The following is a 15,585-nucleotide window of genomic DNA, read 5'->3' as shown; positions in this document are numbered from 1 at the left end:
GTCGCCTCCAGAATGATCTGCGCCTCGCGTCCATCAAGGGTGGCAAGCCATTCATCGATGGCGGTGCCGGTATTGGCGATGCGGACGGCTTTTTGTGTCGCGGCATCGAAAAGATCCAGATGTGCCTTTGAGACGTCGCATCCGATGTAAACAGGGTGTACCATGGCAAGCCTCATCCTGTGCTACGAGGTCCGCGCTCACGGCCTCCATCAACTGTTCAGGTTGGGATCATCAAGAGCGGGCGGAGGTCCAAAAGCCAGCAGGCGGTCTCTAACGACCAGGATTCCGACGGCCTTCCGCCCGCACTCTACATAGCACAAATCCAATACACAGGATTCCGGCTCAAGGCCGGAATGACGGAAGTGAGTGGCAGCGCACAAAAATTCCTGTGCCGTGTAGTTCGATTGAACGCGACAGGCTTAAAACTTCGGCGCGGTCAGACCCAGCGCGCGATGGGCGGCGATGACGGTGTTGGCCATCAGCATGGCGATGGTCATCGGGCCGACACCGCCGGGAACCGGCGTGATGGCTGCGGCAACGGCGCTCGCCTCGTCATAGGCGACATCGCCCACCAGCTTCGACTTGCCTTCGCCTTTTTCCGGCGCCGGAATGCGGTTGATGCCGACATCGATGACGGTCGCGCCGGATTTCACCCAGTCGCCCTTCACCATTGCGGCGCGACCGACCGCCGCGACCAGAATATCCGCCGTCTTGCAGATGCCGGCCAGATCCTTGGTGCGGGAATGCGCCATGGTCACCGTGGCATTGGCATTCAGCAGAAGCTGGCCCATCGGCTTGCCGAACAGGTTCGAGCGGCCGATGACCACGGCGTTGAGGCCGGAAAGGTCTTCGCCGTGAATGCCGCGCACCAGAAGCATGGCGCCGGCGGGCGTGCAGGAAATGAGACCGGTGGCGAGATCGCCGGTCGCGAGCTTACCGGCATTCAGCACGCTCAAGCCATCCACATCCTTTTCAGGCAGGATCGACTGGATGATCTCATCGGAATTGAAGTGCTTCGGAAGCGGCAGCTGCACCAGAATGCCATGAATGGAAGCGTCGGCGTTCAGTTCGCCGACCAGCTTGAGGAGTGCGGCCTGCGTGGTTTCCTCCGGCAGCGTGTGCTGGACGGAGTTGAAACCGCATTGCTTGGCCATCTTGCTCTTGGAGTTCACGTAAGCGTGGCTGGCCGGATCGTTTCCGACGATGACAACCGCGAGACCGGGCTTTACGCCCTTTTCCGCCTCAAGCGCTTCTGCCGATTTGCGGACCGCCTCCGTTACCGAAGCCGCCTTCGCCTTCCCGTCAATCACAACTGCCATGCGTCCTGCTCCTGCTGGGTTACGTAGGCTCCGTATGGTGCCCCCTTCGCAGGAATGCAAGCGAAAATGCGGCGTTTTCAGGCTGTTTTGCGGTAGCCGTCACGGCGATCGGCGTAATCGGTAAGACACTCTCTCAGGAACGCCAGTTCGCGTCGCAATTCCATCAGCTCCTCGGCTTCGGCCTGGGCATGGTCGAAATTCCCGGCAAGGGCTTCGGCCAGAAGCGGTGGAAGTCCGGAAGAGGCCGGATCAGCACTCCTGACCGTGCGGTTGCCCATCAGGACCTGCCGCACGCGCTCGTCCAGCGGCATGTCGTCGTCGTTGACGGCCTCGCCGTAATAATCGGCAAAGCCGTCTTCCTCCGGCTTGATGTCCTCTGCGGCGACGTCCGGCAGATCGTCGAACACAGCCGGCTCGATCGGTTCGAATTCGGAAATCCGCAGAGACTCGACCGGCGGCTCGACGGAGGATGGAAGTTGCGCGCCCTCTTCGATGAGCAATGCGCCCTCCTCTTCCTCGTCATGGCGACGGTAGCTCAGGAGATAAAGACTGCCCAGCAGGCCGATCAAGGCGCCGCCGCCAGCCAGCATGGCGGCCTGCGTCAGATCGCGGGTCAATTCGCCGGGTGCCGCCTTCTTCGCCAAACGCGTTTCGACCGCGGACTTGGCGGATGCGGAGAGGTCGCGGCGTTCGCTTGCCTCGAGATAGGCGTTTCGCGCCGTTTCCAGTTCACCCTGCAATCTGGAGAATTCGCCGGGGGCAACGCCGAGTTCGTTCAGGCGGTCGAGGTATTTCTTTTGCTCGCCACTGGCGGTCGCGATCTCCTGAGAGATGCGCTTTTCATCCGCCCGCAGGCCTTCCAGCAATTGCCGCAATGCGGGGGCGGCAAGCGCCTGTGCGGCATCCACCGCATTCTGGGCGGCGATGCGGCGGGGGTGTTTCGGACCGTAATCGACCGAAACCGCAGCAAGCGCCATGCTGGCGGTCGAGTGTCTCTGCCTGATATCCTCAAGCGCCGAAAAACCCACGCCGGCCGGCAGAGGCTTCGCAAAGATATCATTCGGCTTCAGCGCCGAAGCCGCCGTCAGATCGGCCTGAATGGCCAATTGCTGCCGGGTGGTTCGCTCCAGACTGTCGTTTACGTCGCGCAGCTGCTGTTCGAGTTGCTGCGCCTCGGCCATCACGGCGTCACCGTGGCGCATCTGGAAACCGTTCAGCGCCGCTTCCGCCTCATCGAGCCTTGTCCGCGCCCTCTCCGTCTCGCGCATGGCGGGCGTCATGGTGCCGGCCTTGCCATCCGCGATCACGCGCATCGAAAGATAATCGGTCAGCCGCATGGCGGTTTCCGGCGTTGCGGCCTTGCCGGTCACGATCAGCGTATTTTCATCCGGAGTGAGTTCCAGCCGGATCGCTTCGCCCACCGCACCGTTCAGCGCCTCCCGCTCGGATAGCGGACGCGCATCCGCGCCGGTCAAAAGGTCGAAAAGCAGGCCAAGCTCGCCCTGATTGCGAACGCCGACCATATCGGCGGACTTCAGCTTGAGATCGGCGGTTATCCGGTCGAGCCCGGAGGATGAAAGCAGGGTACGACGCGCCATCGCCAGAAAGCGGGCCGCATCGGGGGCATCGTAAGCGGTCTGGGAGACCTCGATCCGGGCCTGCGAAACATAACCGCGAAAGCCCGAATCGACGAGCAGAAGCGGAAGGGCAGCCCCGGCAACGGTGGCGGCGGCGATGCAGCCGGACGTCAGGAGCCGCCGACAATGTCTGCGCCATTGCGATACGGGCGCTGCGACATCATCCTCGTCAGGGCGGATCGCCATCATATCCGGATTGTCATCAACCATCTGAAGCCGTCTGCCGCCCTCGGTGCCGCCCGCAACGGGCGACTGTCAAAACCTTACGAGAGGTTAAAGGATCGTGGCAAACAAATGGTTAACGCAACGCCTGCGAGAACGGCATCAGCTCTTGCCGAGCGCGATGTGCCAGGGTTCGGCGCAGAGGCTGTAGAGCCAGCTCATGTGAAGCTTGCGGAAAATTTCCGGCATGCCGGCCACTTCCGACGACAGGACCTTGAACAGCGGGCCAACCGCGATGGTGACCCGCGCATTCTCCCGGCTGACGGTGCGGTGCAGCCATGTCTCCTGGTTTTCCTTCAACATTCCCGCCAGCAGAACATCCACCTTAACGCCCGATGCATCGCGGTTCAGCATGACGAAATCGTGCCAGGGCGCGTGCGCCCGCAACCTGGCGAGAACTTCGCCGATCTGCGCGGCATCATCTCCAGCCACACCGATACGCTTCGGCACGGCCATATAGGTCAGAAGCGCCATCACAAAGGCGACGCCGTCGATGGGCGCAGGCAAAGGCTCACCATTCTCGCTGCGCGCGGCGGCCCTCATTGCCTTGCCCTGCGGCAGAAGCAGGCAGCTTTCCAGAATCTGCCGGTAGGCGTTGTTCTTGAGCGAAAGCTTCGCCTTCTCGATGGTGAGAAAGGAGAGCATCGTGTGTCCTTCACAGGCAGACACCCTGCCGCTGACCAATTCCAGCGCCGCATTCCAGTCGAGATCACAGACGCGCAGTCCGTGGATATTCCGTTGCGATTCCGGCCGCGCGAAACCTGACGCGAAACTCATTGCCAACCCCCAAATGCCAAACCCATCGCCACCGATCCGACACATGGCCTGCGGGATGGTGGTTCATGGGTTCGTTATACAGGTGCAGGTTGAATTTAGCTTGAAAGCAATCTCTAGAATGCTTGGGGATGCGGCAAGAGACAATTAACCAGAAGGATGCTCCGCATCCCCTATCCGGCCGACGCCCCTCGCCTGCTGGTCGTCAGTGGCTTGGCGCCGCTTCTTTCCCGGCCTCGGCCTTCTCGCCCTCGACGAGCTTGACCGAACGGGGCGTGCCATTGCCGTTCTGCTCGCGGATGTCGGCTTTCGACAGATAATCGAGCTGTTCGATCAGCACGTCCTCGACCACCTCGTCATCGAGCCTTTTGTTCAGCCCCTCGCGGATGCGCTGCTTGAAGGCTTCGGGATCGAAGGTGGAAATATTGGCGATATTGACCATGGAAGAACCCGCAAGCAGCGTGAACAGTTCGTCGGTCATCAACTGCGTTGCCGGCAGCTCGATCTTCGCCATCTTGGTCTTGTCGACGCGCAGCGAAATACGGCTGAGGAAATAGCCGTTTACCCCGCCATCATTGATGACGGGGATCGTGATGCTTTCGCCCTTGACCAGTTGCAGATTGGCCTTTTTCGCCCCCGCCTCATCCGGCGCGGGCGCAGTCGCCAACTGGACGGAGAAATACACCGCGCCGAGCGTGACGGCGCAAACCCAGACGCCAGTGAGAAGAAGCTTCAACATCAGGAGGCTGCGCCGTACATGAACTGTTCCTGCGAATAGGTGCCGTCCGTATCGGCTTCCTGGATCGCGTTCTTCAAGAGGTCCGCGACCGCGCGAACCGCATTCAGATGCGCCTCGACGCGGCTGGCATTGGTGGCGAGCTTGGACTTGATGCCCTTGACCTGCTCCATGTAACCGGCGGCGATTTCCTCGCGCGGGGTATCGCGGAACAGCATCGTCAGCTCATAGAGGCAACGGCTCTTGTGGGCGTTGGAGACCTTGAAGTCGAACTGGGGGTCCTTACCGATACTGTCGTTCTCGTTGTCGATGATCATCTCAAGGCGGCCGAGAACGGATTGGATACGGTGGTCGTTCGACATAAGGTCCATGCTTGTCTCCTCGTTAAGGTTTTTCATTCTCAAGCCTCGTCCGTTTTCTCATTGGAAACGCCGAGGACCTGCCGCTCGAACTCCGCCACCATCCGAATTGCAGCATTATTGTCTTTTTCATTCATCGATACGTCGGTAATGCCTTTGCTTTCAGCCTTCCGAAGCGCATCCTTGTAAGCCTGTTCCGCGATGCCGACGCCGCCATTTCTGGAAATCGTGTCGGCAAACTGTTCGGCCATCATGCTCTTCCAGATCTCGCCGGCATTGCCCTTGCCGTAAACTTCCTCGCTGTCTTTCGGCAGCATGTTGGCCACGAAGGTCTGGAGCACCGAGGCTTCATATTTGCGGTATGTTTCCGGAATTTCGGTGCGGGCCGCGCGAATATTGGTGTCGCCGAGACCAGCCTTCGAGGAAGCGCCATCCAGCATGTCGACCGCGGCGCCAAAGCCCTTGCCGGCATCGGCAAGGCTGGTTGCGGCAAAAGCCGCCTTGTTCGCCTTGAGTTTTTCCTGGGCGACCTGAACTTCCTGGGGGTCCGCAGCGCGAACCACATCCATCACCAGATCACTTATCACCGATATCGCCACGTCCAGATCTCCCGAGCTGACGAATGGGCGGCACAGAAAGCCGGCGCATCCGCTCAATCAAGAAACATCGCCGGAGACGTCCTCAAAAACGCCCGCGATGCAACAATGGGACAGACTATGGATCGCCAACCTTGCTGGAGGCTGGTGTCTGGGAAGCATTCGTAATTTCTAACAAATCATAGATTGCATTATCGTCGGCCTCGCGGTCCTCGAGATCGCGCGCAAGGTGCATTCTGTCCTCCAGCCGGTCAGCCTTGGTCTTTTCCTTCAGGACCTTGTTTTCCTGAAATTGCTGAACGCCTTCAAGCTGGCGGTCCTGGACGACGAGACGGCCGTAGCGGTCCGAATAGTGCCGGGAAAATGTCTGGTGCACCGGTTCCATGGAACTCATGGCTTCCAGCACGTTCTCCATGGATTGCGCAACTTCCGCCCGTGTGCGGGTGGTATCGGCCAGTTCCACCTCGGCCATTTTTTCCATATGCCGCTGGACGGTTACCAGACGCTTGAGTTTGGCAGAGCGCTTGTCCGAAGCCATCGCATTTCCCCCGATCAAAAGCCGATGAAGACGGGCCCGAAACCATCCACGAATTGGCGGATGAGGGCCGCGACCGATAGGTAAAGCATGAAAAGACCGCCCGCGAGAACGAAGGGTGTCGAGATAAAGAAGACCGGAATCTGCGGCGCGAGCTTGTTGATGAGGCCGACCGCGACGTTGAACATCAGGCCGTAAATCACGAAGGGGCTGGCAAGACGCAGCATGATCGAAAAAGAGGCCCTGAGCGTGTCGGTCAGCGTAATCAGCATCTTCTGGCCGCTGATCAGCGCGCCGACCGGCGTGGCGGTGTAGGAATCCACCAGCGCCTTGAGGACGATGTGGTGGAAATCGAATATGAACAGAACCAGCAGGCCGCCGAAGGTGATGAAGTTGGATATCTGGTTTTCCTGCACGTCTTCGATCACATCGGCACCGCCCGGCGCACTGAGACCGATGGAAGCGCCGATGAGCGCACCGGTGAACTGGAAACCGAGGGTGTAGAACCGCGCGATCAGGCCATACATCGAACCGATGACGACCTCGGTAAAGATGAGGCCGACGACCGTGCCTTGGCTTGCGCCGGAAACTTTCGGATAAATCGTGTCCCACAGCACGGGCAGAAGCGCCATGGACACCGCGACGCACAGAAGCATACGAATCTGCGGCGAAATGCGCGAGCTTGAAAAGCCCGGCATGGTCATGAAGCATGCGCCGATACGGCAGATGGCAAGGAACAATGCAATGATTGTCCCCTGCGGGTCGGTTATCATGAAATGGCGCCCAGAATCTTGATCTCCAGACCCTTGGCCAGTTCCACATGCGAAAGAACCGGCAGGGTCGCAAAGAGTCGCTCGATAATCATGCGCACATAGGACCGCGTTTCCGGCGAGGTTACAAGGACAAAGGGCAGGCCGCGATCCATGAATTCACGGATAACTTTCGAAGCCTGCTCGGAAAACTCCTCAAGATGGCGCGGATCGATGTCGAATTCGACGATTTCGCCCTTCTGGTCGCGCTTGAGCGCCTGATGGAAGACCATGTCCCACTTGTTGCCGAGGCGCAGGACGCGCAACACGCCATTGTCGGCAAGATCGCCGCAGAGCTGCTGCGACATGCGCACCCGCACATGTTCGACGATCTGTTCCGTCTTGCGCACATGCGGCGCAAGTTCGGCGACCGCTTCGAGAATGAGATGCAGGTTGCGGATCGATACGCGCTCGGCGAGCAGCAGTTTCAGCACCGCCTGCAGGCCGGAATAGGACATGTGCGACGAGCAGATCTCGTCGGCCAGCTTCTTGTATTCGGGATCGAGCCTGTCGATGAGTATCTTGACGTCCTTGTAGGACAGGAGCTGCGGCAGGTTGTTGCGGATGACTTCGCTCAGATGCGTCAGCACCACGGAGACGTTGTCGATCGGATGGAAGCCTTCGCGCTTCAGATCCTCGGTGAAGGTCTCAAGAATGGAGACGGCGGGCATGCCGAAAGCGGGTTCGCGGATTTCGTCGCCGGGAATGCTCGGCTTGCGCCCTGCCCCGGTCACGACCAGCACATCGCCGACGCGCAGGTTGCTGGATGCGATGGTCGTGCCGTGAACGCGGATCTGATAGGCCTTTTCCGGGATCATGATATCGTCGGAAACCTTGATCTCCGGCACGACGAAACCGTATTGGGTGGCGAATTTCTTGCGCATCTTGCCGACGCGGAAGGCCAGTTCCTGATGCGCTCCGAGAAGGCGGGTGGAAACCTGCTTGCCGAGCGCCAGTTCGATCTCGGCCGTCTTCAGCACCTGCTTGACCGAATCCTTTTCCGCCTCGGTGGTCTGGAGAACCTTGTTCTCCTCTTCCTGACGCCGCAGCGCGCTTTCGGCCTCCGCCTGGCGCGGAATATACCAGCTGCCGAAGGCCATGATGCCGCCGAGGAAGATGAAGGGCAGGAAGGGAAGGCCCGGAATGATGGCGAGCAGTCCCATCAGCATGGCCGAGACCATCAGCGCGCGCGGATAACCGCTGAGCTGGTTGACGACCGCCTGGTCCGTCGAGCCGGCGGTGCCGCCGCGCGAGACCAGAAGGCCGGCTGCCAGCGATACGATCAGGGCCGGGATCTGCGAGACGATACCGTCACCGACCGAAAGCTTGACGAAAACGTCGGCTGCTTCGCCGATGGGCATGCCGTGGCGGAAATAACCGATGATGATGCCGCCGAAAATATTGATCGCGGTGATGATGAGGCCGGCAATGGCGTCGCCCCGCACGAATTTCGAGGCGCCGTCCATCGAACCGAAGAAGGAGCTTTCCTCTTCCAGCTCGCGGCGGCGGCGCTGTGCTTCCTTTTCGTCGATGATGCCGGCGGACAAATCCGCATCGATCGACATCTGCTTGCCGGGAATGGCGTCCAGGGTGAAGCGCGCGCCGACTTCGGCGATACGCGTCGCACCCTTGGTGATGACGATGAAGTTGACGGTGATCAGGATCAGGAAGACGATCAGACCGATCACGAAATCGCCGGACATGACGAGGCTGGAGAAGCCCGCAATCACGCCGCCCGCCGCCGTCGGCCCTTCATTGCCGTGGGAGAGAATAACGCGCGTCGTCGCGATGTTCAGCGACAGGCGGATCATCGTCGCGATCAGCAGCACGGTCGGGAAGGACGAGAAATCCAGCGGCCGCTGAATCCAGAGCGCCACCATGAGGATGAGGACCGAAAGCGCAATCGAAAAGGCCAGACCGATATCCACCAGCATGACCGGAATGGGCAGGAAGAGAACGCAGAGGATCGCCACGATGCCCAGGGCGAAACCGATGTCACGCGTGCTCGGACTGACCTTGGGCAGGGAGATGACTGGTGGTTGCGCCATAAATTCGTCCTGTCTCTTCATGAGAAGGGCGACGGAAAAGCCGTCGCACGGTTCCGTAACAACGGTTTTCGAAAAGCGCACGCAATTCGGCCCGATGCTTTGCGCCTATCACTAGCGGCTGAAGCTTGCGCGAAGGTGGCATCCGCAGCGGACGGCGTCAGAAGCCGGACTGGATGCGGGAAAAGACGAGATTGGAAAAGAGCGATATCTGCGCGCCCACAAAGGGCGCGGCGACGCCGAGCACGAGCATGATCGTGACGATCTTGGGAACGAAGGTCAGCGTCATTTCCTGAACCTGGGTCAGGGCCTGAATGAAAGCGATGACGACACCGACGATCATGGCGGCGAGAACCGCGGGACCGGCCGCGACGAGAACCGTCCAGACAGCCGCCTGCATGATGTCAAGCGCATCGGCCTCGTTCATCGTCGCATCCTCAATCCGGAAAGGCGGCGTCATGCCGCCTCTTCAATGTCAGGAACCGGTCGCGCTATCCGAATCGGTTCCGCTATCAGATGTACTCGTAATCGGGCCGTTGGAGAAGGTCACGCCGGCCTGCAGCAGCACCTTGTCACCAGCTTCGGTGATGGCGACAACGCCGTCCGAATAGACCTCGACTTCCTTCACCACGCCGGTGACGGTGTCGTCGGCGCTCTTGACCGTCTTGCCGACCAGATCGGAGGCGCGCGTCAGGGCTTCCGCCTGCAGCATGCTCTTCAGATGGGTGTTGGTCTTGATGGTCTGCTCGACCTGCGAGAAGCTTGCGAGCTGCGACATCTGCTCGCCCGCATCCATCGGGCTGGTCGGATCCTGGTTCTTCATCTGGGCGATGAGGAGCTTCAGGAAGCTGTCGTAGTTCAGCGACGCCGCGCTGCCGTCGGAGCTGCTCGCCCCGGCATTGGCCCAGGGATTTGACGCTGCCGAAGTGACTGCATCTACCGCCATGGTGCGATCTCCTTGCGAATCTGTTCGATCGTTGCGGGGGTCATTTCCTGATTGTTGAGGATTTTTTCCTCGATCGGGTACAGACCGCGAATGGCCTTCAGCGCTTCGAAAGCCTTGCCCGAGGCAACCAGCCCGTCGATCCGCTTGAGTTCCGCCAGAACCTCGTCATGCTGGAAGCAGTTCAGCAGCATGCTGACCGACTTGCGGAACATGTTGGTAGACTGGTCGCGGCCTTCCGGGTTGATGAGGATCATCTGCGCGATGAAATAAAGCTGCCGGAGCGGCGTCGTCGCCTGATCGGGCTGCAGGACGTGGTTTTCAAGCAGAAACGTGACATCGTTCAGGAATTCGAGCGCCACCTTGCGATCCACACGCAGAACCGCGCCGTTGATAAAAATCTTTTCGCCCGATTTCAGCGAAATCCGAAGTGTACTTTTCATTTAAGTCCATCCCTGATGATGGTTGTCACGTCAATTATGCCCTGGAAATTCGTCGACTGACGTTTCCGGATCAGTTCGCACTCTTTCAATATCCAGATCGCGATGGAAATCAGATTGGCCCTGAGCTCCATGGCAAGCTGGTTGTCGGGTTGCTTGAGATCCTCAATGAAGCGGATCCAGACCCGTCGAGTGTAAAAAAGTGCTTCGATCGTGTGGCGCTGCGAAGAGGAATCCCTTGCCTCCACCAGAAGGTCGATCGATTTTGTCAACGCCTGCCGCTCGCGATCCTTCGCGTTGGCGACACCATCCTCCATGATTTCGGCGTAGGAAAACTGGTACATTCATGTATCCTCTATCTGCCGCCACCCCTGTTCATCAGAGGTAGTTCACCAGACTCATTTTTTGCAGACGCGACGTGAGGCTGTATGCGATTTCAATCTGCTGCTGCAGCAGATCGAGGCGGGTCTTCGCCTCGTAGGTATCGATCCCCTCAATATCCAGCAGATGCGTTTCGATGATCTTCTTCTGGGCTGCCAGCGAATCATTGGCCTTCGAAACACGGCTTTCGGAAAGGCCGAGCTGGCTTTGCTGCTGGTTCAGGCCACTGATGGCGGTGCCGATATTGGTCACCGACTTGGTCGCCACCATTTCGCGAATGCCGCTATCCACCTTTTCGTCGAGGAAGGTCATCGCCGTCATCGCCGTCAGTGCAAAATAACGCATGCCCTGCGAGTTGCTGTTGCTCGACGTTTCCACGACCTCGTTCTGGCTGATGCGGCTCGTCATGTTGGTGTCGCTCGCCTTGGAGCCGAAAGTCGTCCAGAAATCGTAGTTCTGGCCGGCCGTCAGGCTGCTATGGGGCGGGTTCGTTACCGTCGTGGTGCCGTTGAACACACCTTCGATATGGGTCATGAAGGCTTCGGCCTGGGTCTTGGACAGGCCGGTGATGTCGCCAACCGCCGGCGTCTGCACCGCCATGAATGCGTTCAGCTCGGTCTCATAGGCTTCCTTCAGGGTAGACCCTTCAGCGAAATAGTCATCGACGGGCTTTACATCCGTATTGATGCCGGAGAACAGAAACTCACCATTGACCGCCGTATTGGCGAAGCTGGTGAAATTGTTGAAGGCATTCGAGATGGTTTTGGCAACCGTCGTCAGCGTCGGCGCTTCGCTGCTGGTGTTGGGGACGAGAACCTTCTGAATTTCCTGTGCGGCCTGCGCCATGCCGTCCAGCGCCGTCTGCGAGGATTTGAGGCGTTGCGTTGCAATCGAATTGACGCTCACCAGCGAAGAGATGCGGTCGATATCGCGATTGAGATCGAGGCTGCGGGCGGTGTTGGCGCCCAGCGTCACGCCGAGATCGGCGTGCTTGCCCGTCGTCAGCTCGGTATTGAGATTGGTCATCTCGAGCTGAGCCTTGAGGATGGTGCTGCGCATGCTGTTCTGCATCGCCAGCGATGAAATGAATGACGTTTTCATCGTTTACCTCACCATGTCCATCAGGGACTTGAGCATTTCGTCAACGGTCGTCACCAGTTTGGTCGCGGCCTTGTAGGATTGCTCGATATCCATGAGCAGCGACAGTTCCTCGTCCAGACTGACCGCCGTATTGTTCGAATAGGAGGTGGCGGAGCGCTCATAAAGCGCGCTTTTCGCTTCGTTCGCCGAAGTCGCGCCGGAACGTTCCTGTTCGAGCCACCCCATCGAGTTGGTGCCGTATTTCAGGATGCTGGTATTCGTATCGATACGTGTCGACGCGGCAAAATTCATGGGCGCGTCGAAAGCAGTAACATAGCTGCGGATCAGCTCGGAGAAACCGGTTCCCCCCGACGCTGCGGTATTGATCACGTAATCGGTACCGTTGATACCGCCGTCGCGCAACAATTCCGGATTGCCACCTTTGGAAATAATTAACGCCGGGTTGACGGTAATGCTGGCTGCGAGCCCGGGAGAGACAATCCCGTCTGCCGGAATGGTCGTCGCCGCCGGCGAGCCGTAGGTGAAGAGACCCGGCATATCCGGCAGGCCGCTGGTCGCGTCGGCCGGCTTTTCCGCAAACATGGTGATGAGGCCGCGGGCGATTTCGTCGAGCTGGCTCTGCATCGTCGGCGCCAGATCGTCGCGAACCTGCATCAGGCCCTGAAGCGACCCCTCAGACGTCGTGTTGCTACCGCTTCCTGCCTTCAGCGCTACGCCATCGACATAGATTGCGTTGCCCGTGGTCGTCGCATCATAGCCCGGCTGCGTCTTGAAGGTGACGCTGCGCGGTACGATTTCGAACAGCGTCGCACCATCCGTCGTATAAAGCGCCACATCGTTGTTGGGACGATTGACGACATTGATGCCGATGATGGAGGAAATATCCTTCAGAAGCGTCTCGCGCTGATCGAGAGCGTCGCTTGGATCGCCGCCGATCGCCGTCTGCGCCTTGACCTCGTTATTGGCTTCCTCGAACTTCGCAAGCAGCCCGTTCAGCTTGTCGACCTGAAGGGCGATTTCCTTGTCGGCGCGCAGACGCATCGCCTGCAATTCGTTCGAGGCCTTGTTCAGGGAACTGGCGACATCGGTGGCCGAGGTAACCGCCGTTGCGGCCAGAGCGGCATCGCTCGGCTTGGCCGCGTAAGCGTCCAGGCTCTTCAGCAGTTCCTTCATATAGGTGGCCGGCGAACTCTCATAATCGTTGCCGCCGAAAATGCTCTTCATTTCCTCAAGACCGGTCAGAACCGTGCTCTGGCCGGAAGCGAGAGAAGAGCTGGAAATCGTCTGCCTGAGAAGACTTTCATTCTGGGCACGGCCGTTGGAGACGATACTCGCTCCAGCCATGGTCGTGCCGAGAATGGCGGTTCGCTTGACGTAGTTCGCATTGCCGACATTGGCGATGTTTTTCGAGGTAACGTCCGTCTGCTTACCTGTATTATTGAAAATCGACTGCGCAGTATTCATTGCTGACGTGAGCGACATTCATCTGTCCTCGTGAGAAGTATTATCTCTTCAGATTGATCAGGACGTCCATCAAATCCGATCCAGTCTGGAAGACTTTCGAATTCGCTGTGTAGATACGCTGAGATTCAATCATGTCGGTGAGTTCGCTGGCGATATCGACGTTCGAGCCTTCCAGCGCACCCTTCTGGATGTAACCGAAGCTGCCCGTCTGCGCGAAGCCGATGGTGACGACACCCGACTCGTTGCTCGGCAGATAGACGTTACCGTTCTGCGGGCTGAGATTGTCGACGCTCGGCACCGTGGCCAGCGCCAGCTGGTAGATATTGCGGCGACCGCCATCCTGATAGACCGCCGTCACCAGGCCATCCTTGCCGATTTCGACGTCCTTGATCTGGCTCGGACCGTTACCGTTCAGAACAGCTGTGCCAGGCGTGAACTTCGAGGAGAACTGCGTCATCTGCGACAGGTCGATCTCGATCGCCTGCGCCACGCCGCTGTTGTTGTCATTAATCGTGATCGAGTTATCCGATCCGGTGGTGAGCTTGTTGGTGGCGGGATCGAAGGTCAGGGTGACCGTTTCCTTGACGAGCGTAGCCGGGGCGGTTGCCGTATAGGGGAAGCCGCCATCCGTCGACTGATCCTGACGATAAACCGACACTTCCCACTGCGGATTGCCGGACGCATCGTTGTCAATGCGCGTGTAATAGAAGTCGTAAAGAACCTTGGCTCCGCCGCTGTCGAACGCCGTGAGCGACGTCTTGCTGCCAACCGTCGACGTTGCGACGTTGTCACTTGGGCGCGATCCCGCAGCAACGATTGCCTCATCACGATTAAGGTTGGCCGGGAAGCTACCCTGTGTGGAGGGGGACGCCGTCAGACCGAAGTCATTGATATTGATGGCCTCAAGGCCGGTAAAACCGTTGACGACCGCAGCCGGCGGGTTGGCGCCGTAAGGGTAACCCATCAGCATGAAGCCTGCCGCATTCTCCAGATAACCTTCCGAATTCTTCTGGAAGGAGCCGGCGCGGGTGAGGTAGGGCGTGCCTGCACCGTCCTGAACCACGAAGAAACCGTTGCCCTGAACGGCAAGGTCGGTGCTGGAGGTGGTGTAGGAGAGGTTGCCCTGCTCCGAAATGCTGTAGCGAACGTTGGACTGCACGCCGCCGGACGCATAGCTGCCCGACGAGGAGGGCAGAACGAGCGAGGAGAACGACGTCGATGCGCGCTTGTAGCCGGTGGTGCTTGCGTTGGCGATGTTGTCGCCCACGGTGCCCAGCTTGTTCGCCTGCGCATTCATGCCGGACACACCGGTTCGCATAGTGCCGAAAATACTCATTCAAAAACCCTCGTGGTCATCTTTCAGGGAGAAGGTAAAGCGTTTGGCTTGCGTGAAGCTGTCGGAAATACCGCGTTTGAAAAAGACCACGCGGGTCAATGAAAATCATTGCCAATCAATGCTGTAGCCGAGGAAACGCTTGGAATCGACCGGATCGTAGCCAAGCTTCTTGCGCAGCTTCTTGCGCAGCTTGCTGATGTGGCTTTCAACGACGTTTTCTTCGACGTCGTCATCGAAGATGCCGTAGATGGCATTGAAAATCTGCGCCTTGGAAACGCGGCGTCCGCGATTGGCGATCAAATATTCGAGGATGCGGCGCTCACGGCGCGGCAAGGGGAACACTTCACCACCCACTTCCGGGTCGCGGCCGTCGGAGAAAACCCGGATCGGCCCGGCATCGGTAAAGTTCGAGATGACCTGCAGCCGGCGACGGATCGCCGCCGCACGTGCCAGGATTTCACGGGGGTGAACCGGCTTGCGCACGACGTCGTCGACGCCGCTGTCGAAAAGCGCCAGTGTCGATTCCAGCGAGGGCTGGTCGCTGACCGCGATTACCGGGGCCGTCGTGCGATCCCTGATCGCCTTCGGCAAAGAAAAGCTCCGGTCGCCCTGGCCGATCAGGAAGGCTTCAACAGCCGCAAGATCGCTTTCCGCGGCCGTCGAGACCCATTCCCCGAATTCGACCGGATCGAACCCGGTCGAGGGAATGCCCTCACGCCCAAATAGAGATGTATAGCCGTCTTTAACGAGCTCGCGCTCATCAACCACTACGATCATTCGTCCGCCTCCGAATCAGTGTGGTGTTTTCCAATGTGGCATTGGTACGAATCGGGGGATTCAGCGACAACTGTAGGAAATCATCGATAGATATTAATAATTGATTAACTA

At 59.0% G+C, this 15,585-nt stretch carries 17 protein-coding genes; all 17 read right to left on the bottom strand.

Translation table 11 applies throughout. The features are described from left to right. Window positions 1-419 precede the first annotated feature (419 nt). The 17 genes from F3H58_RS24265 to F3H58_RS24185 all read right to left on the bottom strand — a co-directional run bounded on the left by F3H58_RS24265 (window position 420) and on the right by F3H58_RS24185 (window position 15,474). Window positions 420-1,319, bottom strand: a complete 900-nt coding sequence (locus tag F3H58_RS24265; protein ID WP_137002905.1) for a bifunctional methylenetetrahydrofolate dehydrogenase/methenyltetrahydrofolate cyclohydrolase — start codon at window positions 1,317-1,319, stop codon at window positions 420-422. 77 nt (window positions 1,320-1,396) lie between these two features. After that, the gene (locus F3H58_RS24260) at window positions 1,397-3,166 is read right to left on the bottom strand and encodes a GumC domain-containing protein (RefSeq protein ID WP_149744055.1); all 1,770 of its coding nucleotides are present in this window, start codon (window positions 3,164-3,166) and stop codon (window positions 1,397-1,399) included. Window positions 3,167-3,280: 114 nt separating this feature from the next. Further along, entirely contained in the window at window positions 3,281-3,955 is a 675-nt protein-coding gene (locus tag F3H58_RS24255) for a WecB/TagA/CpsF family glycosyltransferase (protein WP_149744054.1), read from the bottom strand. A 202-nt stretch (window positions 3,956-4,157) separates the two neighbouring features. After that, window positions 4,158-4,691, bottom strand: coding sequence for a flagellar basal body-associated FliL family protein (locus tag F3H58_RS24250; protein WP_004432561.1), 534 nt, complete (start codon window positions 4,689-4,691; stop codon window positions 4,158-4,160). Then, a complete protein-coding gene (locus F3H58_RS24245; protein ID WP_149744053.1) occupies window positions 4,691-5,059 on the bottom strand; it encodes a hypothetical protein in 369 nt (122 codons plus the stop codon). Before F3H58_RS24245 ends, F3H58_RS24250 begins: the two co-directional genes overlap by 1 nt. 29 nt (window positions 5,060-5,088) lie before the next feature. Continuing rightward, window positions 5,089-5,646 carry a rod-binding protein gene (locus F3H58_RS24240; RefSeq protein ID WP_065654443.1) on the bottom strand — a complete coding sequence of 186 codons (558 nt, stop codon included), beginning with the start codon at window positions 5,644-5,646 and terminating at the stop codon, window positions 5,089-5,091. 115 nt (window positions 5,647-5,761) lie between these two features. Further along, the gene (locus F3H58_RS24235) at window positions 5,762-6,181 is read right to left on the bottom strand and encodes a hypothetical protein (RefSeq protein WP_125144807.1); all 420 of its coding nucleotides are present in this window, start codon (window positions 6,179-6,181) and stop codon (window positions 5,762-5,764) included. A 14-nt stretch (window positions 6,182-6,195) separates the two neighbouring features. Further along, window positions 6,196-6,951 (bottom strand): flagellar biosynthetic protein FliR, encoded by a 756-nt coding sequence (fliR, locus tag F3H58_RS24230; protein WP_020812910.1) that lies wholly within the window; start codon window positions 6,949-6,951, stop codon window positions 6,196-6,198. Next, window positions 6,948-9,035, bottom strand: a complete 2,088-nt coding sequence (gene flhA / locus F3H58_RS24225; RefSeq protein ID WP_004432552.1) for a flagellar biosynthesis protein FlhA — start codon at window positions 9,033-9,035, stop codon at window positions 6,948-6,950. The genes fliR and flhA overlap by 4 nt, the downstream gene beginning before the upstream one ends. Before the next feature lie 157 nt (window positions 9,036-9,192). Next, the gene (fliQ, locus tag F3H58_RS24220) at window positions 9,193-9,459 is read right to left on the bottom strand and encodes a flagellar biosynthesis protein FliQ (RefSeq protein ID WP_003503352.1); all 267 of its coding nucleotides are present in this window, start codon (window positions 9,457-9,459) and stop codon (window positions 9,193-9,195) included. Between the two features lie 48 nt (window positions 9,460-9,507). After that, window positions 9,508-9,978: a flagellar hook assembly protein FlgD gene (flgD, locus tag F3H58_RS24215; RefSeq protein ID WP_065654445.1), complete on the bottom strand. Its 471-nt coding sequence runs from the start codon at window positions 9,976-9,978 to the stop codon at window positions 9,508-9,510. After that, window positions 9,969-10,418: a flagellar biosynthesis repressor FlbT gene (gene flbT, locus F3H58_RS24210; protein ID WP_003503362.1), complete on the bottom strand. Its 450-nt coding sequence runs from the start codon at window positions 10,416-10,418 to the stop codon at window positions 9,969-9,971. The genes flgD and flbT overlap by 10 nt, the downstream gene beginning before the upstream one ends. Further along, the gene (gene flaF, locus F3H58_RS24205; RefSeq protein WP_004432537.1) at window positions 10,415-10,759 is read right to left on the bottom strand and encodes a flagellar biosynthesis regulator FlaF; all 345 of its coding nucleotides are present in this window, start codon (window positions 10,757-10,759) and stop codon (window positions 10,415-10,417) included. Before flaF ends, flbT begins: the two co-directional genes overlap by 4 nt. Window positions 10,760-10,793: 34 nt before the next feature. Next, window positions 10,794-11,897, bottom strand: coding sequence for a flagellar hook-associated family protein (locus F3H58_RS24200; protein WP_149744052.1), 1,104 nt, complete (start codon window positions 11,895-11,897; stop codon window positions 10,794-10,796). A gap of 3 nt (window positions 11,898-11,900) precedes the next feature. Continuing rightward, on the bottom strand, window positions 11,901-13,379 hold the full coding sequence (gene flgK, locus F3H58_RS24195) for a flagellar hook-associated protein FlgK (protein ID WP_065654447.1): 1,479 nt from the start codon (window positions 13,377-13,379) through the stop codon (window positions 11,901-11,903). Between the two features lie 22 nt (window positions 13,380-13,401). Continuing rightward, window positions 13,402-14,697, bottom strand: a complete 1,296-nt coding sequence (locus tag F3H58_RS24190; protein WP_149744051.1) for a flagellar hook protein FlgE — start codon at window positions 14,695-14,697, stop codon at window positions 13,402-13,404. A 105-nt stretch (window positions 14,698-14,802) separates the two neighbouring features. Continuing rightward, on the bottom strand, window positions 14,803-15,474 hold the full coding sequence (locus F3H58_RS24185; RefSeq protein WP_004432529.1) for a response regulator transcription factor: 672 nt from the start codon (window positions 15,472-15,474) through the stop codon (window positions 14,803-14,805). Between the last annotated feature and the right edge of the window lie 111 nt (window positions 15,475-15,585).

This window comes from Rhizobium sp. NFACC06-2, assembly GCF_900101425.1.
GTDB classification, from domain to species: domain Bacteria; phylum Pseudomonadota; class Alphaproteobacteria; order Rhizobiales; family Rhizobiaceae; genus Agrobacterium; species Agrobacterium leguminum.
This window is presented reverse-complemented; position numbering and strand designations above follow the sequence as displayed.

What these genes read in the sequence shown, in the direction of transcription:
- F3H58_RS24265 (WP_137002905.1), bottom strand. Translation starts at nt 1,319, where the DNA reads ATGGCAGTTGTGATTGACGGGAAGGCGAAGGCGGCTTCGGTAACGGAG.
- F3H58_RS24260 (WP_149744055.1), bottom strand. Translation starts at nt 3,166, where the DNA reads ATGGTTGATGACAATCCGGATATGATGGCGATCCGCCCTGACGAGGAT.
- F3H58_RS24255 (WP_149744054.1), bottom strand. Translation starts at nt 3,955, where the DNA reads ATGAGTTTCGCGTCAGGTTTCGCGCGGCCGGAATCGCAACGGAATATC.
- F3H58_RS24250 (WP_004432561.1), bottom strand. Translation starts at nt 4,691, where the DNA reads ATGTTGAAGCTTCTTCTCACTGGCGTCTGGGTTTGCGCCGTCACGCTC.
- F3H58_RS24245 (WP_149744053.1), bottom strand. Translation starts at nt 5,059, where the DNA reads ATGGACCTTATGTCGAACGACCACCGTATCCAATCCGTTCTCGGCCGC.
- F3H58_RS24235 (WP_125144807.1), bottom strand. Translation starts at nt 6,181, where the DNA reads ATGGCTTCGGACAAGCGCTCTGCCAAACTCAAGCGTCTGGTAACCGTC.
- fliR (WP_020812910.1), bottom strand. Translation starts at nt 6,951, where the DNA reads ATGATAACCGACCCGCAGGGGACAATCATTGCATTGTTCCTTGCCATC.
- flhA (WP_004432552.1), bottom strand. Translation starts at nt 9,035, where the DNA reads ATGGCGCAACCACCAGTCATCTCCCTGCCCAAGGTCAGTCCGAGCACG.
- fliQ (WP_003503352.1), bottom strand. Translation starts at nt 9,459, where the DNA reads ATGAACGAGGCCGATGCGCTTGACATCATGCAGGCGGCTGTCTGGACG.
- flgD (WP_065654445.1), bottom strand. Translation starts at nt 9,978, where the DNA reads ATGGCGGTAGATGCAGTCACTTCGGCAGCGTCAAATCCCTGGGCCAAT.
- flbT (WP_003503362.1), bottom strand. Translation starts at nt 10,418, where the DNA reads ATGAAAAGTACACTTCGGATTTCGCTGAAATCGGGCGAAAAGATTTTT.
- flaF (WP_004432537.1), bottom strand. Translation starts at nt 10,759, where the DNA reads ATGTACCAGTTTTCCTACGCCGAAATCATGGAGGATGGTGTCGCCAAC.
- F3H58_RS24200 (WP_149744052.1), bottom strand. Translation starts at nt 11,897, where the DNA reads ATGAAAACGTCATTCATTTCATCGCTGGCGATGCAGAACAGCATGCGC.
- flgK (WP_065654447.1), bottom strand. Translation starts at nt 13,379, where the DNA reads ATGTCGCTCACGTCAGCAATGAATACTGCGCAGTCGATTTTCAATAAT.
- F3H58_RS24190 (WP_149744051.1), bottom strand. Translation starts at nt 14,697, where the DNA reads ATGAGTATTTTCGGCACTATGCGAACCGGTGTGTCCGGCATGAATGCG.
- F3H58_RS24185 (WP_004432529.1), bottom strand. Translation starts at nt 15,474, where the DNA reads ATGATCGTAGTGGTTGATGAGCGCGAGCTCGTTAAAGACGGCTATACA.